Below are 21,606 nucleotides of genomic sequence, written 5' to 3' on the forward strand. Positions count from 1 at the left end.
GTTCAGGGCCTTTCGGAGCGAAGGTGGTGGCGGCCGACCGCGCGGGTGCGCGGGATGCCGGTGGAGGAGTCGGGTTCGACGTCGATGCGGATGCCGTACGCGTCGCTGAGCCGCTCGGGGGCGTACACCTCCGCGGGGGTGCCCGCGGCGACGATCCGCCCGGAGGAGAGGAGGACGACCTGGTCGGCCACGGCGGCGGCCTGGTCCAGGTCGTGCAGGACGACGCCGACGGTGACGCCGTGGGTGTCGGCGAGGTCGCGGACGAGGTCGAGGATCTCGACCTGGTAGCGCAGGTCGAGATAGGTGGTCGGCTCGTCGAGAAGGAGGACGTCGGTGTCCTGGGCCAGGCAGCAGGCGAACCAGACGCGTTGCAACTGCCCGCCGGACAGGCTCTCCACCCCGCGGTCGGCGAACTCGGCGAGGTTCGTGACGGCCAGCGCGTGCTCGACCATCCGGGCGCCGTCCGGATCGGTTCCCCGGAGCCGGCCCCGGTAGGGGTGCCGACCGAATCCGACCACATCGCGCACGCTGAGGCCGGCCGGCGCGTTCCGGCTCTGCGCGAGCAGGGTGACACGGCGGGCGAAGTCGGAGCGCGACAGGGCGAGGGCGTCGACGGGCCCGGTGCCCTCGCCCTGGGCTGCCACGGTCACACGGCCGGTACGGGCCTTGTGCAGCCGGGCCACGGCCCGCAACAGGGTGGACTTCCCACTGCCGTTCGGTCCGATGAGCGCGGTGACGCGACCGCGCGGCAGCCGGAGGTCGGCCCCGTGCACGACGTCGGTACGGTCGTACGCGATCGTCATGTCGCGGGCGTCGAGCCCGGCATCGGGTTCGGGGGCCGCGGAGGCCGTGCCCGGGCCGGGCACGGCGCCGGGGGGCGCGGCGGTGGCACCGGCAGCGGGCGCGGAGCGCCGACGCGGCGGTGGGTCTTCTCGGTCGAGGACAGGAGCGATCACGACCGTGAGGTTAGCCTAACCTAAATTGCCCTGGTCAAGCGGGATTCGGAATCGTGTCCTCCGCGTGACCCTCGGACGGTTCGCCGTGCAGTCGGCGGTCGCCGCCGAGGGGGCGGTCGAGGGTCTCGAACGGGTGCGAGAGCCCCGGGTGGCGGTACTTTCCGGCCGAAGCGGCGATGTGGCGCTCCGGTAGATTTCCGTATATCCGCAGGTCGGGCGATAGTTCTGCGTTGAACCGCCGAAGTCCGTCCATATGCTGGACGGTTCACGCGGGGTGTCTGAGCTGCCCGAATGACCATTCGGTCGGCTCGAACGCCCGTCTGCGGCTGGAAGCTGGCCGTCGATGTGCGCTTACTTTCCGCATGCGTAAGACTCCTGACCGCAATCAGGCACACGACCAAGGAGTCTTCACCAATGCGACGCAACCCTCACGCGATCTTCGCAACCATCACGGCGAGTACCCTTCTGCTCGGCGGATTCGCGACCGCCGCCGCCCAGGCCGCACCGTCGGGGGCCGAGAGCCTTTACGCGCCCTCGGCGCTCGTCCTCACCGTGGCCCGCGGCGATGACCCGCTGACCGCCACCGTCGAGCGGGCCGTGACGCTCACGTGCGCCCCCACCGCCGAGGGGACCCACCCCACTCCCGCCGCGGCCTGCAAGGAACTAGCCGCGGTCCAGGGAGAGTTCTCCGAACTGACCGCCGGTCCGTCGAACCGGACCTGTACCCGCCAGTGGGACCCGGTCATCGTGACCGCCCACGGCGTCTGGCAGGGCAAGCAGGTCCAGTTCAGCACCACCTACGGCAACGCCTGCGAGATGGCAGGCAGCATGAACGACAACGCCGTGTTCGCCTTCTGATCCACCGGGGCGGGCCGACGCCGGGATGACGGAGCGCGACTCCGTCCCGCCCGACCGCGTCCGGCGCCCCGCCCCGCCCGGCGTGCCCCGCACACGCCCCCGTCACGACGACCGGGAGCCATGCGTTCGCCCCAGCCGTTTCCGCCGCGGCCGGCGGCGACCCGCCCCGGTCGGTTCGTCACCCGGACCCGCCCGGGTCCGGGCGCACATCCGCCCGAGTCCGGGCGCACCCCTCCGCTAACCGGAGGACTCCTGCGTCACCCGGGTCCCCGGATGGCGCAGCGAGATCAGGAAGGCCACGGCCAGGGCGATGGCCATCCCGTAGAACACCCACTGGTTCGCCTCGGCGAAGTCCATCCGGATCGCCGACATCGAGTCCCGTACGGTATCGGCCACCGGTCCCGAGCCGGACGGTCCCCGGGAGTCCGCCTGGCCGGTCACCGACTGCGCGATGGACTCGGCGGCATCGTGCGACGCGCCGTCCGGTACGCCCTTGTCCCGCAGGGTCCCGTCCACCTCGGTGATCGTCCTGTGGGTCAGCACGGTGCCGAAGACGGCCAGGCCGATGCTGGCCGCGAAGTTGCGTACGGTCTGGGTGATGCCGGTGACCTCGCCGTAACTGGCGTCGATCGCCCGGTTCACCGCGTCGGTCGAGGCCGGCGCCAGCAGCAGTCCGATGCCCGCGCCCGCCATGGCCGCGTACAGCCACTGGTCGTGCATGGACAGCGTGGTCAACTTCCCGCCCAGAGGGCGAATCCGACCGCTCCCAGCGCCGTGCCGAGCTTCATCGCGGGACGCGCGCCGCGCTTGTCGAGGATCCGGCCGCCCCACTGGGAGGCGAGCCCGAAGCCGATGAAGAAGTACAGGAGATACAGCGCCGCCTGGTTCGGCGACGCGCTCAGCGAGACCTGCGCGTACACGGAGGCGAAGAAGAACACCGGGACGAACGCCATCATGGCGAAGAACAGCACGGCGTTGTCGACGCGGAACGCCAGGTCGCGGAAGACCCGCAGGTTGATCAACGGGAAGCGCGTGCGCAGTTCCAGCCGGCAGAAGGCCGCCAGCACCAGCAGACCGACCGCGATGCACGCCCAGGTGGCGACACTGTCCCAGCCCCAGGTCGACGCCTGTTGCAGCCCCAGCACCGTCAGCCCCATGCCGACGGCGACCAGCGCCGCTCCGGGCAGGTCCAGGGGCTCGCGGCGGGTCCGGTCCGGGATGCGGGCCAGGACCGCCAGCACGACGGCGATGACGGCTACGGGGACGTTGACCCAGAAGATCGCCCGCCAGGTCCACCCGGTGAGCCAGCCGCCGAGCAGCGGCCCGACCGCGGTGAGCGCCCCGGAAACCCCGAAGAACAGGGCCAGGGCCCGTCCGCGCCGCTCCACCGGGAACACGGCGATGACCACGGCGAGCGCGGCCGGGAACATCAGGGCCGCGCCGATGCCCTGGACGGCGCGGAAGCCGATCAGCCAGGCCTGCGCGAAGTCCCCGGAGGGCACCGCACCGCACAGCGCGGAGGCGATGACGAAGACCAGCGTGCCGATCAGCATCACGCGGCGGTGCCCGAAGATGTCGGACAACCGCCCGCCCAGGGCGAAGAAGGCGGCCAGCGTCAGCAGATAGGCGTTGACGACCCACTGCATCTGCGAGGAGGTGAGCCCGAGTTCGTCGATGATGTCCGGGGCCGCGATCGCCACGATGGTCTGGTCGATGAACGTCATCGACACGGCGAACAGCATGGCTGTGAGAGCGAGGCCCTGGTTCGGCGGGCCGCCCCGTCCAACCGCTGTTCCGGGCTCCGGCGATCCAGGACCCGGGGTGCCCCTTTCGGGGGTTTCTCTGGCCATGGAGCCATGTTCGCCGGGGTGTCCCCGTGGTGCATCCCGAGCCGCGGCGGCGGGCACGCCGCGGGCGGGGCGTCGCGCGCTACTTGCCCGCCGCGGATCCGGTGTACGGCAGCAGGGCCATCTCGCGGGCGTTCTTGATGGCCGTGGCCATCTGGCGCTGTTGCTGGGCGCTGATCCGGGTGACCCGGCGGCTGCGGATCTTCCCCCGGTCGGAGATGAACCGCCGCAGCAGATCGGTGTCCTTGTAGTCGATGTACGTGATCCTGGCGGCGTCCAGGGGGTTCGGCCGGTTCTTGAGCGGCTTGCGGGGGTCCTGCTGACGTGCCATGAGGCTTCCTCGTGCTCGGTGTGCGGGCGGTGGTCGTCGGGGCGCGGGGTACGGGGGACGGGGCGCGGGCGTCAGTGGACCGGGTCGAGGAGTGCGTCGAACGCGGCGGGCAGGTTCTTCCACGTCTCCCGGCCGGAGCCGTACTCCTCGTCCGTGAGCAGGCAGGAGTCCAGCAGGCCGGTCAGGCCGTCGCGGTCGAGGCCGGGGGAGACGAAGACCAGGTGCTGGCAGCAGTCGCCGTGCTCCGGGTGCCAGTCCAGAGCGGCGGCCGCCCGTCGGTAGGGCGGCACCATGGACCAGGCGGCGTCCGGGAGCGAGGCGAGCCAGGGGCCGGAGTTCTCCACGCAGAGCGCGCCGCCCGCGGCATCCCAGGAGAGCAGGGTGTCGGGCCGGTCCGCGAGCCAGAACCGGCCACGGCTGCGGGCCGCCGCGCAGCTCAGGTCCTCCAGTGCGTCGAGCAGGCGCTCGGGGTGGAAGGGGCGGTGCCGCCGCCAGACGAGCGTGCCCACCCCGGCCTCGTCGGCCTCCTGCGGAAGCAGCGCACAGGCCGGGTGCTGGCCCGCGTCCGCCGCCTCCACATCGAATCCCGCGAAGGCGAGCCGGGCCAACTCGACCGATCCGGAGGCGGCCTGGCGGGCCGTCGGGTTCAGCTGCCGGATCAGGGCGCGGTCCTCGTCGTCGGCCGCCGGGCTCGGCGTCACGGCCAGTACGGGTGCGTACTCCACCTGCCGGGCCCAGGTGTCGCCGATGGTCCGCCGGTCGGCCGGCGCCGCCGCGAGACCGGCCTCGGCCAGATCGTCACCGTTGGAGAGGCAGGGCAGGACGAGAGTGGGATCGACCGCCGCGAACACGTTGGTGACCTCGGCGGCGGTGGTGTGCGCGGCGATCACCTCGGCCATGGACTTCGGCTCGACGGAGTCCCAGAGCTCCAGGACGGCGAGGCGGGTCCGTCCGTCGCCCGCGAGGCGTTCGAGTTCGGGGACGAGGTCCTCGCGCAGCGCGCAGCAGGCGCACGCGTTCACCAGCGGTGTCTCACCGGAATCCAGCTCGCCGCCGGAATCCCGCAGGGAGCGACGTACCGTCCCGCCGGTGGCCGTGGACAGGTCGTGGTGCAGCGCGATGCTGTACGGGACATCCCGCAGCAGCCCTTCCACCACTTCGCGGCGTGCCTCGGAGTGCAGGCCGCAGACGATGACGACGGGCAGTTTCGTGGGGTGCTCGCTCACCGGACCTCACCACGTCCGTAGCGGCGTTCGAAGCGCTCGACGCGTCCGGCGGTGTCCAGCACGCGGGCGGTGCCGGTGTAGAAGGGGTGGCTCGCGGAGGAGGTCTCCACGTCGACCACCGGGTAGGTGTTGCCGTCCTCCCAGGTGACGGTGCGGTCGCTGGTCATGGTCGAGCGGGTCAGGAACGCGAAGTCGGCGGCCTTGTCGCGGAAGACGACGGGGCCGTAGGAGGGGTGGATTCCGGGCTTCATGAAGGTGTCCCTAGGGGTCGGGTCCGGTTCGTGTGCGGGGGAGCGGCGGGCCTTTGCGGCCTCAGCGCTCCTCGCGGAAGTCGACGTGCCGTCGGGCGACCGGGTCGTACTTGCGCAGCACCATCCGGTCGGGGTCGTTCCGCCGGTTCTTGCGGGTGACGTAGGTGTAGCCGGTCCCCGCGGTGGAGCGGAGCTTGATGACCGGGCGTACTTCGTTGCGAGCCATGGGCGCTACTATATGGCAATGGTTTCCATTTTCAATAATGGATGCGTCGAAGGAGAGGCAGGTAACCTCATGTCCGCCCACTGCCAACTGACCGGCTCGAAGCCGGGATTCGGCAACAACATCTCCCACTCGCACCGCCGGACGTCCCGTCGGTTCGACCCTAATGTCCAGCGCAAGCGGTACTGGCTGCCCGGCGAGGGCCGCTATGTGCGCCTCACACTGAGTGCTCGGGCGATCAAGACCGTCGACGGCATCGGCATCGAGGCCGCGGTCGCGCGCATCCGTGCGCGGGGAGGGAAGGTCTGATGGCGAAGAAGAGCAAGATCGCGCGGAACGACCGGCGCCGGGAGACCGCCGACCGCTACGCCGCCCGCAGGGCCGAGCTGAAGGAGATCATCCGCCGTCCCGGTACACCGGAGCGTGAACGGAGCGCGGCCGTAGAGGAGTTGCGGCGTCAGCCGCGCGACGCCAGCGCCACGCGGGTGCGCAACCGTGACAGCGTCGACGGCAGGCCCCGGGGGTATCTGCGCAGGTTCGGGCTCTCCCGGGTCCGGATGCGTGAGCAGGCCCACGCGGGGTTCCTTCCGGGGGTGACCAAGTCCTCCTGGTGAGGGTGGTCTGAGCGTCGGGGGCGGGTGGTGGTACGGCGGTCGCGCCGCGCCACCACCCGCGACGCGTCCCTCAGCGGCCGACCGGGTCGCCCTCCGCCCTGTCCCCGGGGGTGAGCAGGGCGAGGTGGCCGCCGTCGTCCAGCGGTGTCGGGACGGTCAGGGTCGTCAGCAGGTCCGCCCGGTCCGCGTCGAAGACATGGACCTCGCCATGGCCTCCCCGGCTGACCGCGACCAGGCCCCCGCCGGGTGAGGCGGCGACGGCCCGCCGCTGCACGCCGTCCCAGGGGGTCCCGCCGGGCCGGGGCGCGCCGGACATGGCGGGCAGGGGCAGGCGCGCGGCGACCTCCGGGCGGCATCCGGCGACCGGGGGCGCGGTGAGCAGGACGAGCTCGTCGCCGTCCGGGTGGACACGGGTGTACGCGATGTGGCGGGCGGTCACCGCGAGCCGGAAGACCAGCCCGGGGCCCAGGTCCAGCCGGCCCGTGACGCCGGTGTCGAGGTGGTGCCACCAGGCGTCGTTGGACCAGTCCGGCCACTGCCCGGGGGCGCCCGGTCCGCCGCGCACGCAGGACCAGAGCATCCGCCGCACGGGGTCGAGCCGCAGGTAGTGACCGCGCCCGCCGGAGCGCCCGTCGGCGGACCAGGGCAGGGGGGCCTCGCCGACGAGCTCGTCCCCCTCCCGCCGTGCGCGATGCACCCCCGACCCCGCGGCGGCGAACACCCGGCCGGTGAGCGGGTCATGGGCGTCGCCGTGCCCGTCGTCGTCCGGCAGGGCGATCCGCCGGACCGGGATCGCCGGAGGGCAGGCGGGGGCCGAACGCATCAGGTCGCGGTGCCGGTGGACCAGCAGCTCGCCCGGCTCCCGATGGCGCAGCACCACGAGAGAGGACGGCCCGCCGAGGACCGTGACCCCCGGCTCGCCCGTCCGCCCGCGTACGCGTACGGCGACGGCGCCGTCCGGTGCGTCGAGGTCGACGGCCGTCAGAAGCCCGGTCCAGGCCTCCTCGTTGCGGCCGAGGCCGGTGGTGACCGCGAGGTGCCGCCCTCCCGGGTCCGCCGCCAGGTGTTCGGCGGGGACCGCGACCGGTATGCGCCGCCGGACCAGCGGCCGGCCGGCGCCGGGGCCGTAGGGGTCGAGGACCAGCAGCTCGCCCGCCCGGTCGTCCACACAGGCGGTGAGGCCGTCCGGCAGCGCGAGGAACCCCGCGTGCTCGGCGAGGTGCCGGTGGTTCAGCTCGGCGCGCTCCGTGCCGTCCGGGAGGTCCAACAGGCTGATCCGGCCGGCGGCATGGTCGGAGACCAGCAGGCGCGGCGGTGCGGGTGGCGAGGGGTGCGGGGACTGCGGCATGGCGAACTCCTGCGGTCGGCGGGGTCGTGGGTGGCGGCAGGGGCCGGTGGGTTCCGGCGAGGACCAGGTGAGGGCCCCGGCCACTTTATTGGAAATGATAATCATGTGTAAGGTTTCGGCTTGTGGTGGGGATCGCTCCCGGGGCTCCGCCGCCTGCTCTGCTCATCCCCGGGACCGCACAGGAACGTTGAGGGACCGTCGATGCCACGAACCGCGCTGAGAGTCCGCCGCTGGGCCGCGATCGCCGTACTGGGAGGCCTGCTGGCCGGCTGCGGAACCGGGGAGGCCGACCCCGGAGGACCGGCCGTCGCTCCGGGGAACGGGGCCGGCGCCCGCACGAGCACGGAGGTGCGGCCCATCGAGGCCGCCACCCGGATCACCGACGCCAAGGGCGTCACGGTCTCCCTGCCGAAGCCGCCGGAGAAGATCGTCTGCCTGGTCGCCCTCTGCGACGACATCCTCGTCGAGCTGGGGATGACCCCGACCGCCACCAACTCCCAGGTGCTGGCGCACCCGAAGTTCCTGGGCGAGAAGAAGGCCGCGGAGATACCGGTGGTGCCCGGCGGCTTCCTCAGCCCCGAGGTCGAGGCGATCCTGTCCCACCGGCCCGACCTGGTGATCGGCCTGGAGGACACGCACGGCAAGCTGGCCCCCGCGCTGAAGGGCGCCACGACGTTCTGGCCGGTCCAGCCCGGATCCTGGCAGGACAGCGTCGGCTACCTGCGGGACCTGGCCGCGCTCACCGGCCGCACCGAGCAGGGCGAGAAGGCGGAGAAGGCCTTCCGCACCCGCCTGGCACAGGCGGAGGAGAGCAGGAGCGACAGGACCGCGCTCATCGTCTACGGCAGCGACGAGAACTTCGGCGTGGCCACCCCGGAGTCCGATGTGGCGGCCGGGCTGTTCCCGAAGATCTCCCGCTACCCCTGGAAGAGCCGGGGCGTAGACGGCAGTTACAGCCTGGAGGAGATCCTCGCCCGGGACGTCGACGTCCTGTTCGTGGAAACCCTGTCGTTCGGCGCCCCGGACGGCAAGCTCTCCGACAAGCTGGCGAAGAACCCCCTCTGGTCACGCATCCCCGCCGTGCGGAACGGCAAGGTCATCGAGGTCGACTCCGAGGTGTGGGCCAAGGGGCGCGGCACCCGCTCCCTGGGCGTCGTGCTCGACGAGGCGACGGCCGCACTGCGGTGAGGCGTCCGCCCGTGGCACCGCTCTGCCTGGGCGCGGCGGCCCTGGCGGGCGCGGTCTGCGCGCTCAGCCTCGGCACGCCGTACGTCCCGCCCGCCAGGCTCCCGGCCACGCTGGGGGCCGACGGGCTCGCGGGGCTCGTCGTCACCGAACTACGGCTGCCCCGCATGGTGCTGGCGCTGATCGCCGGGGCCTGCCTGGGCGCGGCCGGCCTCGTTCTCCAGGAGGCCCTGCGCAACCCGCTGGCCGTGCCCGAGATGCTGGGCGTCTCCTCCGGGGCCGCCCTGGGCGTCGCCGCACCGCTGGTCCTGGCCCTGGCCGTCCCCCTCGGACTGCAACCGTTCCTCGCCCTGGCCGGGGCGGCGCTCGGCGGTCTGCTCACCCTGGTCGCCGCCGGATTCGGGCGGAGCCCCTCGGCCGTCCTGCTGACCGGAGCCGCCGTCGCCGCCGCGCTCCAGGCGGCACTGCTGGTGCTCATGGTGATGGCCGACCAGCTCGACCTCCAGCTCATCTACCGCTATCTGCTGGGCAGTCTGTCCGCCCGCACCTGGGACGACGTCACCGGTCTGCTGCCCTGGCTCGCCGTGGCCGTCCCGGCGCTGGTGCTGTGCGTGCCGGTGCTCGGTGTGCTGCGCCTCGGCGACGACGACGCCCGTGCGCTGGGCGTACGCGTCGAACGCGCGCGGGTCGCCGCGCTGGGCATCGCCGTCGTCCTCATCGCCCCCGTCGTCGCGGTCTGCGGACCGGTGGCCTGGGTCGGCTTCCTCGCCCCCCACCTCGCCCGCCGGCTCCGCCCGGACGGCGGCGCGGCCGGGTGGCTCGTCCGGTCCGCCGTGTGCGGCGGACTCGTCGTGCTGTGCGCCGATCAGCCGGCCCGGCTGGCGCTCGCCCCGGTCGAGACGCCCGTCGGCGCCTGGACCGCCCTGGTCGGAGTGCCGGTCGGGGTCGTGCTGCTGAAGCGGGGGAGACGACCCGCCCGGGACCGCGGGCCCGTGCTCCCGTCCCTGTCGGGGACCCCGCCGGTGCTGCCCGCTCCCGTCCTGCGGAAGGCGGAACGATGACGCTCATCGACACCGTGCCCGGACCGTCCCGTCGGGTCCTGCGCGCACCGGGCGTCCGGATGGGCGGCCTGGCGCTGCTCGTCGCCGCGGTGGCCTGCGCCGATCTGTTCGCCGGCCGGGGCGTCACGCCCGAAGGCGCCCGGGCCGTGCTGCTCGGCGGCGGCGACGACCCCACCGCCGAGCACATCGTGCTCCAACTGCGTTTGCCCCGGCTGCTGGTGGCGCTGGTCGCCGGGGCGTGCCTCGGCGTGGCCGGACTCGTGCTCCAGTCGGCCCTGCGCAACCCACTGGCCGGGCCCGAGGTCACCGGCGTCACTCCCGGTGCGGTGCTCGGCGCGGTCGCCGCGACCGGCCTCGGCCTCGCGGGCTGGGAATCCCCCACGGCCGTGGTCGTGGCGGCCTGCCTCGGCGGCTTCGCCGGGGCGGGACTGCTGTGGCTGCTCGCCGGTCGGGACCGGGGCGACCCGGAACAGACAGCTGTGTACGGGGTCCTCGTGTCGGCGGTACTGGCCGGGCTCACCGCGGTCGTTCTCCTGGTTGCCCCCGGCGAACTCGGCAGCGTCGTCCAGTGGTTGATCGGTTCCACCGAGGGCCGGGTGTGGCAGCACTGGAATCTGCTCTGGCCGTGGGCCGCCTTCTGGGGCGCGGCGGCCTGGCTGCTCGCCGGGCCGCTGACCCTGTTGCGCTGCGGCGACGAACAGGCCTCGGCCGCGGGCCTGGCCACCGGCCGGGGCCGGGGCGCGGCGCTCGTCTGCGCCGTGGCGCTGACGGCCGGTGCCGTGTCGGCCGTGGGGGCGCTCGGCTTCGTGGGGCTGCTGGTGCCCCATCTGGCGTTGGCCGTCTTCGGGGCCGATCTGCGCATCACCCTTCCGGGTGCCGCGCTGCTCGGCGCGGCGGTGGTGTGCGGGGCGGACGCCGCTGCCCAGCTGCTGTCCCGGCTGCTGGCCACCGCGCTGGACGCGGACCGGCTGACCCTTCCGGTCGGCGCCCTGACCACCTTCGTGGGGGCGGGGCTGCTGATGGTCGTGGCGCGACGACGGGCGGACAAGCGATGACGGAGAGCGGTACGCGGACGGGACGCGCCGATGGCGGCATCGGCGTGGGCACCGGCATCGAAGCCGACGCCGACGCGGGCCGACACAGACCGAAGTGGAGGACAGCGGATGAGGAGGGTGACATGCCGGAAGGCCTGACCGGACAGATGGAGTCGAACCCGGCGGAGGCGGCCGGGCCGGAAGCGGAACCGGGCGCGGTGCCCGGCCCCGAGGTCGTCCGGGCGGAGGGGCTGACCTTCGGCTACCCCGGACGCATGGTCCTGCGCGGGGTGGACCTGAGCGTCCGCACCGGCGAACTGGTCGCCCTGATCGGGCTGAACGGCTGCGGCAAGAGCACCTTCCTCAAGCTCGCCGCCGGACTGCTCACCCCGAGCGGCGGGCGCGTCCTGCTCGAAGGCGACGACGTGGCGCGGCTGCCCCGCCGCACCGCCGCCCGGCGCGTCGCCCTGCTCCATCAGTCGGCACCCACCGTACCGGGACTGACCGTGCGCCAACTCGTGCGTCAGGGACGCTATGCCGCCCGGGGGCCGCTCGGGATGTTGCGGGAGGGGGACGACGAGGTGACGTCGCGGGCGCTCGCGGACGTCGGCGTCACCGCCTGGGCGGACCGGCCCGTGGACGCGCTGTCCGGAGGTGAACGCCAGCGGGTCCGGCTGGCCATGGCGCTGGCCCAGGACGCCCGCGTGCTCTTCCTGGACGAGCCGACCACCTATCTCGATCTGCGGCACCAGCTGGAGGTGCTCCAGACGGTCGTACGGCTGCGCGCGGAGCGCCGGCTGACGGTGGTGATGGTGCTGCACGACCTCAACCACGCCGCGCGGTTCGCCGATCGGATCGTCGCGCTGCGCGAGGGTCGCGTCGCCGCAGACGGGCCTCCGGCCGAGGTGGTCACCCGGCGTCTGCTGGCCGAAGTCCTCGGTGTGGAGGGCCGGGTGGGGGTCGACAGCGAGGGCGGCTGGCCCGTCTGTTACCCAGATCACCCTCTCGATCCGCTCCAGCTATTGCGGAATGAAAATCATATTCATTAGTGTCTGTGCTGCGGCACGCACCGACGCCGCGACCGAAACACCCATCCGATCCTTACGAATGGAGACTCAACTCATGGAGAACAACAAGGTGTTCAGCCCGATCGCCGACCAGGGGCAGCTCGCGCACCTCTCCGCCACCCACTCGAACGCCCTCGTCGAGAACCCCTTCGACGACGCCGTCGAGGCCGACACCGCGGCCGAGAAGTAAGCGACGCCTGCCGCTGACGGCAGGTTCCCCGCGTGGCGCGGGGGCGGGCCCGCCCGGTGACACCCCGGGCGGGCCCGCCCCGTTCAGCCCCGCTCAGCCCCGAACGTCCCGTCCCCGCTTCCCGCTTCCCGCTTTTTGCTTCGGAGGATTCCGTGACCCGCAGTCGACTCGCTCCCGGCACCGGGATCGTCACCGTCCCCGGTGAAGCCCCGGTGCTCCGGACCTCCGGAGGGGAGTTCCTGCGCATCGACACCGGCGGTGTCACCGGCGAAGCCCTCGTGCGCCGGCTGGCGGGGGAGGAGGAGACGCCGGACCAGGGGGCGCCGGTCGGGGGCGGGCGCGCCGCCGAACTCGCCCGACTCGTCGAGGCGTTCGAGACAGGCGGGCACGCGGTGTCCGCCCCGCCCCGGGCCCGGCTCGCCGGTCGCACCGTCCATGTCCTCGGCGACCCCGTGCTCGCCGAGCCGCTGGCACGCTGCGCCGGAGCGGAAGGCGCCGAGGTCCACCGGATCACCCCGGAGCGTGTGGCGGAGCTCGCCCGGGCGGCCCCGGACCACCGCACCGAAGGGCGCGTCGCCGTGGTGTGGTGCCTCGACTCGCCCGTGCCCGAAGGGCTCTGGGACACGGCGGACCTGCTGCCCGGGCGGCGCGTCGCCTGGCTGCGCTGCCACCGCGAGGGCGCCCACAGCTGGACCGAACCCCTTGCCGCGGCCCCGGGGGACGTCACCTCCCGTCACGTCAGGCTCCGCAGACTCGCGGCCACCCCCGCCCATCGCGAACTCGCCGCGTACTGGGCCGGCCACCGGACCCCCGACACCGGACCGCACCCCACCGAGGCCTCCGCCGCCCTGATCGCCGCGCTCCTCACCGCCGATCTGCTCGCCTGGGCCGAAGCCGAAGCCGAAGCCGAAGCCGAAGCCGAAGCCGAAGCCGAAGCCGAAGCCGAAGCCGAGACCGTGGCGAGGGCCGATGCCGGGGCGCAGGCCGATACCGAAGCCGAGACCGTGGCGCGGGCCGATGCCGGGGCGCAGGCCGATACCGAAGCCGAGACCGTGGCGCGGGCCGATGCCGGGACGAGCCGGGCGACCGTTTTCCCGGTGCGCCGTCGGCTGCGCCGGATCGACCTGCGCGATCTCACCTTCACCGAGCACCCCGTGCTCCCCGTCCCGGACGTCGCGCCCCTGCCCGCTCCGACGCCGGCGCCGACGCGCGCCCGGGCCGGAGCCGGGGCAGCCGAGGCGCGCCCGTGACCACCCGCACCGTGCACGTCCCCACGCCGGACGGCACCGCGCTCGCCACCGACGTATGCCTCCCGGACGGCACCCGCCCCGTTCCCGCCGTCCTGATCAGAACCCCCTACGGGCGCGACGCCCACCGCGCCGAGCTGCGCGGCTGGGCGGCGCACGGATTCGCCGCCCTCGCCCAGGACGTGCGCGGCCGCCACGGCTCACCGGGGGAGTGGCACCCCTACCGGGGCCACGAGACGGTGGACGGCGCGGCCACCGTCGCCTGGATGCGCGCACAGGAGTGGAGCAACGGGGAGGTCGTCGTCGCCGGCGCCTCCTACGCCGCGTACTGCGCCCTCGCCACCGCACTCGCCTCCCGCGACACCGTCGGTGACGCAGCCTGCGGTGCCGGGCCCGGCGCCGACCTCGACGACCTCCATCGCGACGGAGTCCCCGACGCCGTCATCGCCGCTGTCCCCGCGCTCGGACTCGCCGAGACGGCGCGGGAGCCCGGGGGGCCCGAGCGGCTGTGGGCCCGGGCCGGCTGGTGGGCGGCCCACGGCGACCGTCGCGACTCCGACCCGGACGCGTTGGCCCGCGCCCTGGCGGACGACCCCCGGCTGCTCGAACACCTCCCGGTCGCCCGCCTCGCGGAGCGGCTGGCCGAGGGCCTGGGGCGCGAACTGCCGTCCTGGCCCCGCCTCTGGGCCGACCGGGGACGAGGCCGACTCGTCGCGCTGGGCCCCACCGCACGCCTTCCGCTGCTCGCCGTCGGCGGCACCCGTGACCCCTTCGCCGAGGACACCGTGGCCCTGTGGCGCGGCTGGGGCGGACCCTCCCGCCTGCTGCTCGGGCCCTGGGGCCACCGCCTCACCGCCGACCCGGCCGCGCCGCCCCGCGCCCGCGTCAACCTCGGTGCGCTGTACGTACGGTGGGCCCGCGCGGCGCTCGCCGGGCGGCTGGAGCCGACGCGGCACGGTGTCATCGCCCTCGGCGACAGCGGTCGCTGGCACAGCACTCCCGGAGCGGCGATCACTCCCGACGCCACCCCACCGGACCGGCCGGAGACGGAGTGCCGCTGGCCCTTCGGCTCGCCCACCGGTCTGCGGCTGCTCCACGGAGCCGAGTTCAGCGCCGACCCGGGCCGCCCCGTGCGCTCCGACGACCTCGCCGTCCCGGCCGACGGCGACCGTGCCGACCGCTGCCTGCTCCTCTCGCCACCGCTGCCCCGCCCGCTCGACCTGGCGGGAGCCGCCGTCGCCCGGATCAACGTCACGGCCGACACGCCCAGCGCCGACTGGGCCGTACGCCTGACCGCGCTCGACCCGTCCGGCCACGCCGATCCGCTCGCCTTCGGCATCGTCCGGCGCACCGGCCCGCCCGGCGAGGCCGCGGACATCACCGTGCCGCTCGGCACGCTGGGCCGCCGGCTGCCCGCCGGGACCCGGTTGCGCGCGGAGATCGCCGGACACCACTTCCCCGCCCACGCCCGTAACCCGCACACCGGGGAGGACCCGGTCACCGCCACCCGGCTCGCCCCGTCCCGCCGCACCGTGAACCCCCGGGGCAGCGCCCTCCACCTGCCCGTCGTCGCCCGACGCCGCTACGTCGAGCCCGCACCGGAGATATGCCGTTGACCAGCGCCCTGCCCATCGAAGCCCTCGTCGATCCCGTCACCGGGATCATCCGCGACGTCGCCCCCGTCGAGCACCCCACCGGTGCGCCGCCCCGCTACACCGCGATGACCGCCGACGTCGCCGACGCCCGCCGCCTCGGCGCCTGGCCCGCCGACCGCGTCTCGCTCGGCACCACGTTCGGCGACCCCCGGGGCGCCTGGATCGCCGCGGTGGCCGAGGCCGTCGAGCGTTACTGCGGCAACCGCCTCCCACCGCCCGGCCACCCCCAGGAGCCCCGCCGGGCCACCGCCGCCGAACTGACCGCCGAGGGCCACCGCGTCTACGGGCCCGGCGCCCTGCCGACGTACGCCCTCTGGCAGTACAGCCGCCCGGGATTCCCGTACGCCGAACTCACTCCCGACACCCCGGCGTTGTGGACCCGGGCCACCGAGAACGGGCGGTCCTGCTGGGCGCCCGTCGCGCTGACCCACCTCAACTGGCGTCAGGGCGAACTGCGTTCGCTGCCCCGGACCCACCACCTCAACTACGCGGGTATCGCCACCGGGCAGGGCCTCGACGACGCCGTCGAGCGCGGGCTCCTCGAAGTCGTCGAGCGCGACGCCCTGGAGCTGTGGTGGCACCTGGACGGGCCCACCCGGGGCATCGACCCGGCGAGCGTCCCCGGCCTCACCGAGGACCTGGCCGGCTGCGAGCTGGACGTACACATCGTGGAGATGCCCTCCGAGTTCGCCCCCTGTGCGGCGGCCCTCGTGCACGATCCCGGACGCGGCATATACGCGGCCGGGTTCGCCTGCCGGTACGACCCGGCGGAGGCGGCCCGCAAGGCCGTCCTGGAGGCCGTGCACACCTGGGTGTTCACCCAGGGCGCGGTGGACGCCGACGGCTGGGTGTACCGGGCGGTCGAAGCCGGGATGCTCGCCCGTGGCCTCTACCTCGACCACCGTGCCGACCGGCGCTATCTCGACGACTGCGGGGCCGGGTTCGCCGCCGTGCGGGACCTCGGGGCCCATGTCCAGGTCTGGCTGGACGACCGGATGTCCCCGCTCGCCCGCCGCTTCACCGAACCCGCCCTCGGCACGGTCCCGGTCACCGCGATCGCCCCCGGCAGCCGCACCGCGCTCGACGCGACGCTCGCCGCCGGGGGGCACCGGGTGATCACCGCCGACCTCACGACGGAGGACGTCGCCGAGACGACACTGCGCGTCGCCCGTGTCCTGGTCTCCGGACTGATCCCCAACGCCCCGGCAGCCTTCGGCTACTTCGGCTGCCCGCGCCTCGCGGACGCGGCGCTCGCCCGGGGCTGGCGAACCCGACCGCCCACCGCCCCGGGGGACTTCACCCTCGCCCCGCCCCCGCACATGTGAAGGAGCGCGCCGCCATGCCCGACACCCCGGCCCGGACCGCCGCCCCCGACTCCGGGGCGCGCCCCGCGTCCGGCCTGCTGCGCCGGGCCCTCGCAGACGTCCGCTCCTCGCGCGCGCCGGGCCTCTCCCCGTACGTTCCCGAGCGCCCGTTCCCCTGGAGCGGGACCGAGCTGCCGTTGGCCGGGGACGAGGTCCGGTCCGGGGCGGTTTCAGGGGCCGGGGGCCGGGCCGCGCTCGACCGCGTCCTCGACCTCGACCGCGTCCTGCGGCTCTCGCTGGCCGCGCCCGTCGGCACCCCGGGCCGACTGCGGCCCGTCCCCTCGGCTGGAGCCCTGCACCCGGTGCGCGCGCACCTGTTGGCCGGGCCCGGGTGTTCGCTGCCGCCCGGGCGCTACGCCTACGACGCGCGCGCCCACCGCGCCCACCCACGCGGCCCGGCCCCCGACGGCGTACCCCCGGGCGCCCTCGTCGTCCTCACCGTGGCCGCGTCCCGCACCGTCGCGCACTACGGCCACCGGGCCTGGCCGCTCCTGCTGCTGGACACCGGCCACGCCGCCGCGGCCCTGGCGCTGGCCGGACCCCCGGCCGCCGATGTACGGGTCTGCCTCGACGCGGACGCCGTCCTTCTCTCCGCCGCCGCCGGACTGCCCTCCGCTCCGGACTGGTCGCACGCCTGGCCCGGCACCGAGCCGGAACTGCCGCTCGCGGTAGTCGGGTTGACGCCCGTGGGCGTGACCGCCGACGCCCTCGGGGCACTCATCGCCTGGGCCGGCCCGCCCCGTACCGGAACCCCGTCGCCGCGACCCGGCGCGGCGACCGCCCCGTCCCGTGAACTCGCGTCCACACTCCTCCTGTTGCGCCACATCGCGGCATCCCCCGAGCTGCCCGGCGGCACCTGGCACCGGGCCACCCGTCCGGGGCCGGTGACCGACAAGGCCCTTCAAGCGCGCCGGAGCGCCCCGCCCGACGACCTGAACCACCCGCCCGGCGAGGAGCAGCTCACCCGGCTCCTGACCACAGCCGGGACAGCGCGGCCGGACGGACCCGCCTGGACCGCGGCGATCGGTGGTGGTGACCCGGCCCTGTACGCGAAGGCTCCCGGCAGCGGTGGACTCGACGTCCGCGCCTCCGGGGACGCGCGTCCCACCCTCGCCCACTGGGCCGCGGGCCAGCAGTGGATCGGCGGCGCGGGCGCGGTGCTCCTCGCCCACGGCTGTCCCGGGGACGCCACGCCGGCCGCTGTGCGCACCGCCCACCTCGCCGCCGGGTACGCGGCAGGAGCCGTCCAGACCCACGCCACCGCACTCGGCCTGCGCTCCCGGCCCATCGGCTCCTGGCAGCGGGCGGACCTGGGCGCGGCGCTCGGCGAGGCCCCCGGACGCGACTGGATCGTGCACGCCCTCGCGGTGGGAGCGCCCCCACCGCCGGGCCCCGTCGACCCGGGCTTCGTCCGACGCCCAACGACGGCCGAAACGCCACCCGCCCCTACGCCGCCCGACACAGCGCGCCCAACGCCTGCCGCCCCGACGCCACCCGACCCAGCGCCCCCGACAAGCGCCGCCCCAGCGGCTCCGCCCGGCGAGGAAGAACGCCCATGATGCTCCACCCCGAACTCCTGCGCGCCGCGAACACCGCGCGCGGCCCGCTCTGCCTCGCCACCGCACTGCTCGCGGCGGTCACCGCCACCCACCTCGCCCAGGCGGTCCTGCTCGCCCTCGTGCTCGCCCGGATCGCCCGAGGGGAGACGGCCGCCCTCGCCCCACTGCTCACCGCCGTCATCGCCGTCGTCCTGGTCCGCGCCGGACTCGGCCGCGCCCAGCGCCTGACCGCCGTCACGGCGGGAGCCGCCGTACGGGTCAGGCTGCGCGACACCCTGCTGGAGCGGCTCGGCGCACTCGGCCCCACCGCGATCACCGGCGCGCGCGCCGGAGCCGTGCGCGCCACGCTGGTGGACGGCGTCGAGGGCGTCGACGCGTACGTCTCGCGCTATCTGCCCCAAGCGCTCATCACCTGTGCCGTTCCACCGCTGCTGCTCGTCGCCGTCGCCCTCGTCGAGCCGTACGCGGCCCTCGCCCTCGGCCCCGCCCTGCTGCTCGCCCTGTTCGGGCCGCGCTGGTGGGACCGGCTGCTCGCGCGGCGGGGGAAGGAGCACTGGGACTCCTACGAAGCCCTCGCCGCCGACTACCTGGAGGCGCTCCAGGGGATGCCGACCCTGCGCGCCACCGGTGCGGTGGGCCGCGTACGGGAACGGCTGGAGCGGCGGTCGGCCGCCCTGCACCGGACCACCGTCGCCAAACTCCGGGTCTCGCTCGTCGACACCGGCCTCACCGATCTAGCCGTCCAAGGCGGCACAGCCGTCGCCGTCCTCGTGGCGTGCTCGTCGGCGGCCACCGGCCGTACCGCCGCCACCGGCACCTACCTCCTTCTCCTCCTCGCCTCCGAATGCTTCCGCCCCGTCCGCGACCTCTCCCGCGAGTGGCACGCGGGCTACCTCGGGGTGTCCGCGGCCGACGGAATCGCCGGCCTGCGCACCGCCGAGGCCGCCGTGCCCGACCGGGGCGCCATGGTCGCCGCCTGGGAGAGCCCACCCGAAATCCGTTTCGAGGACGTGCACTTCACCCACCCCGGGAGCAAGCTGCCTGCCCTCGACGGCGTCAGCTTCACCGCCGCCCCCGGGCGCACCACAGCCGTCGTCGGTCCGTCCGGGGCGGGAAAGTCGACCCTGCTGAGCCTGCTGCTGAGGCAACGGGACCCGGACAGCGGCAGCCTCACCGTCGCCGGGACGGCCACCGCCGCGTACACCCTCGCCTCACTGCGCCGGGGCATCGCCGTCGTCTCGCAGGACACCTACCTCTTCCACGCCACGATCGCGGAGAACCTGCGGATCGCCCGCCCGGCCGCCACCGACGAACAACTGCGCGCCGCCGCCCGCACCGCCGGGATCGACCAGGAGATCGCCCGGCTGCCGCACGGTTACGCCACCCTCGTCGGCGAACGCGGCGCCACGCTCTCCGGTGGGCAGCGCCAACGGCTGGCCCTCGCCCGGGCGTTGCTGGCCGACGCCCCCGTCCTGATCCTGGACGAGGCCACCAGCGCGGTCGACGAACGCGGCCAGGCCCGCATCGTGCGGGAACTGTCGGCGGCCGGCCGCGGCCGCACCTGCGTCGTCGTCGCCCACCGGCTCGACGCCGTACGCGACGCCGACCACATCGTCGTCCTCGACGCGGGCCGTGTCGCCGCGGCGGGCGACCACACCACCCTGCTCGCGGGCGGCGGCGTGTACGCCTCGCTCGTCGCGGCCGGACGCACCGCACAGGAGGAGCGCGCCGCATGACCCCGACCTCGGCCCCGACCGGCCCTGCCCGTCCCCCCGGCCCCGCCGCCACCGACGACGCCGCGCCCGGCGCCCTGCGCTCGCTCCTCCCGGTCCTCGGCGCGCACCGCGCCACCGTCCTGCGCACCTGCCTGGCCGCCCTCGTCGACCAGGCGGCCCTGGTCGCCCTCGTGACCCTCGCCGCGTACACGGTGGGCACGGCCGTGACGGAGCACCGCCCACCCACCCCCGGGACCGTCGCCGTCCTGATCGGGCTGGTCCTGCTCCGGGCCCTCGCCACCTGGCGGGAGATGGACCTCTCGCACGACCTCGCCTACCGGGTCCTCGCCGAACTGCGCGTCCGGGTCTTCGACGGGCTGGCCCGCAGCGCCCCCGCCCGGATCGCGGGCCGGCGCAGCGGCGACCTCGCGGCCACCGCGCTCGGGGACGTCGAGGCACTGGAGTTCTTCTACGCCCACGCCATCGCCCAACTCCTCGCCTCCGGCGTGGTCTTCGCGGTGTCGGCCGCTGTGCTGGCGGCCCTCGGCCCCTGGCTGCTGCTCGCCGTCGTGCCCGCCGCGCTCCTCCTGATCTGGTCGCCCCTGTTCGAGGCGCGCGGACGGGCCGAACGCGGGGCGCGGACCCGGAGCGCGCTCGCCGAGGTCTCGTCCGAGACCGTGGAGAGCGTCGACGGACTGCGCGAACTCCTGATGACGGGGGCTCTGAACCGCAGGCGGGCCCGGCTCCGGTCCGCCGGACGCCGGCTCGCCCGCGCCCAGCGCGCCGAACAGTCCTGGGAGACCGGTGCGGGCGCGACCCGCGACCTGCTGGTCGTCGCCGCCGTCATCGGGGTCGTGGCGGCCGCCGCCCACGCCGCGTCCGCCGGACGTCTGGACGGGGCGTGGGCCCCGGCCGCCATGGCACTCGCCCTGGGAGCCCTGGCCCCGGTCGCCGAATCGGCGGCCGCACTCGGCCGGGCCGGGGGTCTGCGCGCCGCCGCCGCACGGGTCCGGGCCGCCGTGCACGCCCCCGCCGGAGCCCCCGCTCCCACCGCCCCCCGCACCGTACCGCCGGGACCGCTCGGCCTGCGCCTGCGCGGAGTCCGGTTCGGCTACGGGGGAGAGGCCGTGCTGGACGGCCTCGACCTGACCGTCCGGCCGGGCGAGACCGTGGCCCTCGTCGGAGCGTCCGGGGCGGGAAAGTCGACCTGCGCACACCTCCTGGCGCGCTACTGGGACCCCGAGGCCGGCGCCGTGGAACTGGTGCCCCCCGCCCCGGCCGACCCCGTGGACCTGCGGGACCTCACCGAGGAGGACCTGCGCGCCGCCGTGTCCGTGGTGGGGCAGGAAGCCCCGCTCTTCCACGGCACCCTCGCCGAGAACCTGCGCCTGGGCAGTCCGGACGCCACGGCGGACGAACTGGGCGCGGTGACCCGGATCTGCGGCATCGACCCCATCGCCGACGCCCTGCCCGACGGTCTGCACACCGCCGTCGGCGAGCGCGGCGCGACCCTGTCCGGCGGCCAGCGCGCCCGGGTGGCCCTGGCCCGGGGGTTGCTGAGCGGCCCGCGCGTACTCGTCCTGGACGAGACGACGGCCCATCTGGACCACCGGGGTGACGCGGAACTGTCCCGGGCGCTCACGGCCGACTCCGCCACCCGGACGACCCTGGTGATCGCCCACCGCCCGGCGACGGTCCGCAGGGCCGACCGGATCGCGGTCCTGGACGGCGGGCGCATCGTCGAGGAGGGCACCTGGGACGAGCTGATCCGGGCGGGCGGCCCGCTGACCCGCCTCTTCGCCCGCGAGGAAAGTCCTTGAGGGGAGTCCTTGAGGGGAGTCCTTGAGAGGAGTCCTTGAGGAGAGTCCTCAGGGG

The 21,606-nt window shown here is 74.8% G+C and carries 20 protein-coding genes and 1 pseudogene; 14 read left to right on the forward strand and 7 right to left on the reverse strand.

What is annotated here, in order from left to right; genetic code table 11:
- Positions 1-2: 2 nt before the first annotated feature.
- Positions 3-956, reverse strand: a complete 954-nt coding sequence (locus ACIQRW_RS30810) for an ABC transporter ATP-binding protein (RefSeq protein WP_403766423.1) — start codon at positions 954-956, stop codon at positions 3-5.
- A gap of 414 nt (positions 957-1,370) precedes the next feature.
- Here ACIQRW_RS30810 and ACIQRW_RS30815 point away from each other — a divergent pair, with 414 nt between their 5' ends.
- Positions 1,371-1,814 (forward strand): subtilase-type protease inhibitor, encoded by a 444-nt coding sequence (locus ACIQRW_RS30815; protein WP_403766425.1) that lies wholly within the window; start codon positions 1,371-1,373, stop codon positions 1,812-1,814.
- Between the two features lie 237 nt (positions 1,815-2,051).
- On the opposite strand, the pseudogene ACIQRW_RS30820 reads toward ACIQRW_RS30815, so the two are convergent.
- From ACIQRW_RS30820 to rpmG, 5 genes and pseudogenes are all read right to left on the reverse strand, one after another.
- Positions 2,052-3,664 (reverse strand): annotated as a pseudogene (locus ACIQRW_RS30820) (MFS transporter).
- Between the two features lie 79 nt (positions 3,665-3,743).
- Positions 3,744-3,992, reverse strand: coding sequence for a 30S ribosomal protein S18 (rpsR, locus tag ACIQRW_RS30825; RefSeq protein WP_103511912.1), 249 nt, complete (start codon positions 3,990-3,992; stop codon positions 3,744-3,746).
- 71 nt (positions 3,993-4,063) lie between these two features.
- Positions 4,064-5,218: a CobW family GTP-binding protein gene (locus ACIQRW_RS30830; protein WP_403766428.1), complete on the reverse strand. Its 1,155-nt coding sequence runs from the start codon at positions 5,216-5,218 to the stop codon at positions 4,064-4,066.
- On the reverse strand, positions 5,215-5,469 hold the full coding sequence (locus ACIQRW_RS30835) for a type B 50S ribosomal protein L31 (RefSeq protein ID WP_403766431.1): 255 nt from the start codon (positions 5,467-5,469) through the stop codon (positions 5,215-5,217). The genes ACIQRW_RS30830 and ACIQRW_RS30835 overlap by 4 nt, the downstream gene beginning before the upstream one ends.
- 61 nt (positions 5,470-5,530) lie before the next feature.
- The gene (gene rpmG, locus ACIQRW_RS30840) at positions 5,531-5,695 is read right to left on the reverse strand and encodes a 50S ribosomal protein L33 (protein WP_003964410.1); all 165 of its coding nucleotides are present in this window, start codon (positions 5,693-5,695) and stop codon (positions 5,531-5,533) included.
- A 69-nt stretch (positions 5,696-5,764) separates the two neighbouring features.
- Between rpmG and rpmB the strand changes: the two genes are divergently transcribed.
- Positions 5,765-6,001 carry a 50S ribosomal protein L28 gene (rpmB, locus tag ACIQRW_RS30845; RefSeq protein ID WP_403766434.1) on the forward strand — a complete coding sequence of 79 codons (237 nt, stop codon included), beginning with the start codon at positions 5,765-5,767 and terminating at the stop codon, positions 5,999-6,001.
- Positions 6,001-6,306 (forward strand): 30S ribosomal protein S14, encoded by a 306-nt coding sequence (rpsN, locus tag ACIQRW_RS30850; protein ID WP_403766435.1) that lies wholly within the window; start codon positions 6,001-6,003, stop codon positions 6,304-6,306. The genes rpmB and rpsN overlap by 1 nt, the downstream gene beginning before the upstream one ends.
- A gap of 70 nt (positions 6,307-6,376) precedes the next feature.
- On the opposite strand, the gene ACIQRW_RS30855 is transcribed toward rpsN, so the two are convergent.
- On the reverse strand, positions 6,377-7,654 hold the full coding sequence (locus ACIQRW_RS30855) for a hypothetical protein (RefSeq protein WP_403766438.1): 1,278 nt from the start codon (positions 7,652-7,654) through the stop codon (positions 6,377-6,379).
- Between the two features lie 201 nt (positions 7,655-7,855).
- On the opposite strand from ACIQRW_RS30855, the gene ACIQRW_RS30860 reads away from it, so the two are divergent.
- From ACIQRW_RS30860 to ACIQRW_RS30910, 11 genes are all read left to right on the forward strand, one after another.
- Entirely contained in the window at positions 7,856-8,842 is a 987-nt protein-coding gene (locus tag ACIQRW_RS30860; protein ID WP_403766440.1) for an ABC transporter substrate-binding protein, read from the forward strand.
- Positions 8,839-9,900, forward strand: a complete 1,062-nt coding sequence (locus ACIQRW_RS30865) for a FecCD family ABC transporter permease (RefSeq protein WP_403766442.1) — start codon at positions 8,839-8,841, stop codon at positions 9,898-9,900. Before ACIQRW_RS30860 ends, ACIQRW_RS30865 begins: the two co-directional genes overlap by 4 nt.
- A complete protein-coding gene (locus ACIQRW_RS30870) occupies positions 9,897-10,955 on the forward strand; it encodes a FecCD family ABC transporter permease (RefSeq protein ID WP_403766444.1) in 1,059 nt (352 codons plus the stop codon). Before ACIQRW_RS30865 ends, ACIQRW_RS30870 begins: the two co-directional genes overlap by 4 nt.
- Before the next feature lie 146 nt (positions 10,956-11,101).
- Complete coding sequence (locus tag ACIQRW_RS30875) at positions 11,102-11,983, forward strand: ABC transporter ATP-binding protein (RefSeq protein WP_403766735.1); 882 nt, start codon at positions 11,102-11,104, stop codon at positions 11,981-11,983.
- A gap of 73 nt (positions 11,984-12,056) precedes the next feature.
- Complete coding sequence (gene amiA / locus ACIQRW_RS30880; protein WP_007452728.1) at positions 12,057-12,191, forward strand: streptamidine family RiPP; 135 nt, start codon at positions 12,057-12,059, stop codon at positions 12,189-12,191.
- A 152-nt stretch (positions 12,192-12,343) separates the two neighbouring features.
- Positions 12,344-13,441 carry a hypothetical protein gene (locus ACIQRW_RS30885; protein WP_403766446.1) on the forward strand — a complete coding sequence of 366 codons (1,098 nt, stop codon included), beginning with the start codon at positions 12,344-12,346 and terminating at the stop codon, positions 13,439-13,441.
- Entirely contained in the window at positions 13,438-15,054 is a 1,617-nt protein-coding gene (locus ACIQRW_RS30890) for a CocE/NonD family hydrolase (RefSeq protein WP_403766448.1), read from the forward strand. Before ACIQRW_RS30885 ends, ACIQRW_RS30890 begins: the two co-directional genes overlap by 4 nt.
- Positions 15,051-16,418, forward strand: a complete 1,368-nt coding sequence (locus tag ACIQRW_RS30895) for a YcaO-like family protein (protein WP_403766738.1) — start codon at positions 15,051-15,053, stop codon at positions 16,416-16,418. The genes ACIQRW_RS30890 and ACIQRW_RS30895 overlap by 4 nt, the downstream gene beginning before the upstream one ends.
- Positions 16,419-16,432: 14 nt before the next feature.
- The gene (locus ACIQRW_RS30900; RefSeq protein ID WP_403766450.1) at positions 16,433-18,016 is read left to right on the forward strand and encodes a nitroreductase; all 1,584 of its coding nucleotides are present in this window, start codon (positions 16,433-16,435) and stop codon (positions 18,014-18,016) included.
- Positions 18,013-19,752, forward strand: coding sequence for an ABC transporter ATP-binding protein/permease (locus ACIQRW_RS30905; protein ID WP_403766452.1), 1,740 nt, complete (start codon positions 18,013-18,015; stop codon positions 19,750-19,752). The genes ACIQRW_RS30900 and ACIQRW_RS30905 overlap by 4 nt, the downstream gene beginning before the upstream one ends.
- Positions 19,749-21,551, forward strand: coding sequence for an ABC transporter ATP-binding protein (locus tag ACIQRW_RS30910; RefSeq protein WP_403766455.1), 1,803 nt, complete (start codon positions 19,749-19,751; stop codon positions 21,549-21,551). The genes ACIQRW_RS30905 and ACIQRW_RS30910 overlap by 4 nt, the downstream gene beginning before the upstream one ends.
- Positions 21,552-21,606 lie beyond the last annotated feature (55 nt).

Origin of the sequence: Streptomyces sp. NPDC091287, from assembly GCF_044768525.1 — a bacterium.
Taxonomy (GTDB): domain Bacteria; phylum Actinomycetota; class Actinomycetes; order Streptomycetales; family Streptomycetaceae; genus Streptomyces.

What these genes read in the sequence shown, in the direction of transcription:
- ACIQRW_RS30815 (WP_403766425.1), top strand. Translation starts at nt 1,371, where the DNA reads ATGCGACGCAACCCTCACGCGATCTTCGCAACCATCACGGCGAGTACC.
- rpsR (WP_103511912.1), bottom strand. Translation starts at nt 3,992, where the DNA reads ATGGCACGTCAGCAGGACCCCCGCAAGCCGCTCAAGAACCGGCCGAAC.
- ACIQRW_RS30835 (WP_403766431.1), bottom strand. Translation starts at nt 5,469, where the DNA reads ATGAAGCCCGGAATCCACCCCTCCTACGGCCCCGTCGTCTTCCGCGAC.
- rpmG (WP_003964410.1), bottom strand. Translation starts at nt 5,695, where the DNA reads ATGGCTCGCAACGAAGTACGCCCGGTCATCAAGCTCCGCTCCACCGCG.
- rpmB (WP_403766434.1), top strand. Translation starts at nt 5,765, where the DNA reads ATGTCCGCCCACTGCCAACTGACCGGCTCGAAGCCGGGATTCGGCAAC.
- rpsN (WP_403766435.1), top strand. Translation starts at nt 6,001, where the DNA reads ATGGCGAAGAAGAGCAAGATCGCGCGGAACGACCGGCGCCGGGAGACC.
- ACIQRW_RS30855 (WP_403766438.1), bottom strand. Translation starts at nt 7,654, where the DNA reads ATGCCGCAGTCCCCGCACCCCTCGCCACCCGCACCGCCGCGCCTGCTG.
- ACIQRW_RS30860 (WP_403766440.1), top strand. Translation starts at nt 7,856, where the DNA reads ATGCCACGAACCGCGCTGAGAGTCCGCCGCTGGGCCGCGATCGCCGTA.
- ACIQRW_RS30870 (WP_403766444.1), top strand. Translation starts at nt 9,897, where the DNA reads ATGACGCTCATCGACACCGTGCCCGGACCGTCCCGTCGGGTCCTGCGC.
- ACIQRW_RS30875 (WP_403766735.1), top strand. Translation starts at nt 11,102, where the DNA reads ATGGAGTCGAACCCGGCGGAGGCGGCCGGGCCGGAAGCGGAACCGGGC.
- amiA (WP_007452728.1), top strand. Translation starts at nt 12,057, where the DNA reads ATGGAGAACAACAAGGTGTTCAGCCCGATCGCCGACCAGGGGCAGCTC.
- ACIQRW_RS30900 (WP_403766450.1), top strand. Translation starts at nt 16,433, where the DNA reads ATGCCCGACACCCCGGCCCGGACCGCCGCCCCCGACTCCGGGGCGCGC.
- ACIQRW_RS30905 (WP_403766452.1), top strand. Translation starts at nt 18,013, where the DNA reads ATGATGCTCCACCCCGAACTCCTGCGCGCCGCGAACACCGCGCGCGGC.
- ACIQRW_RS30910 (WP_403766455.1), top strand. Translation starts at nt 19,749, where the DNA reads ATGACCCCGACCTCGGCCCCGACCGGCCCTGCCCGTCCCCCCGGCCCC.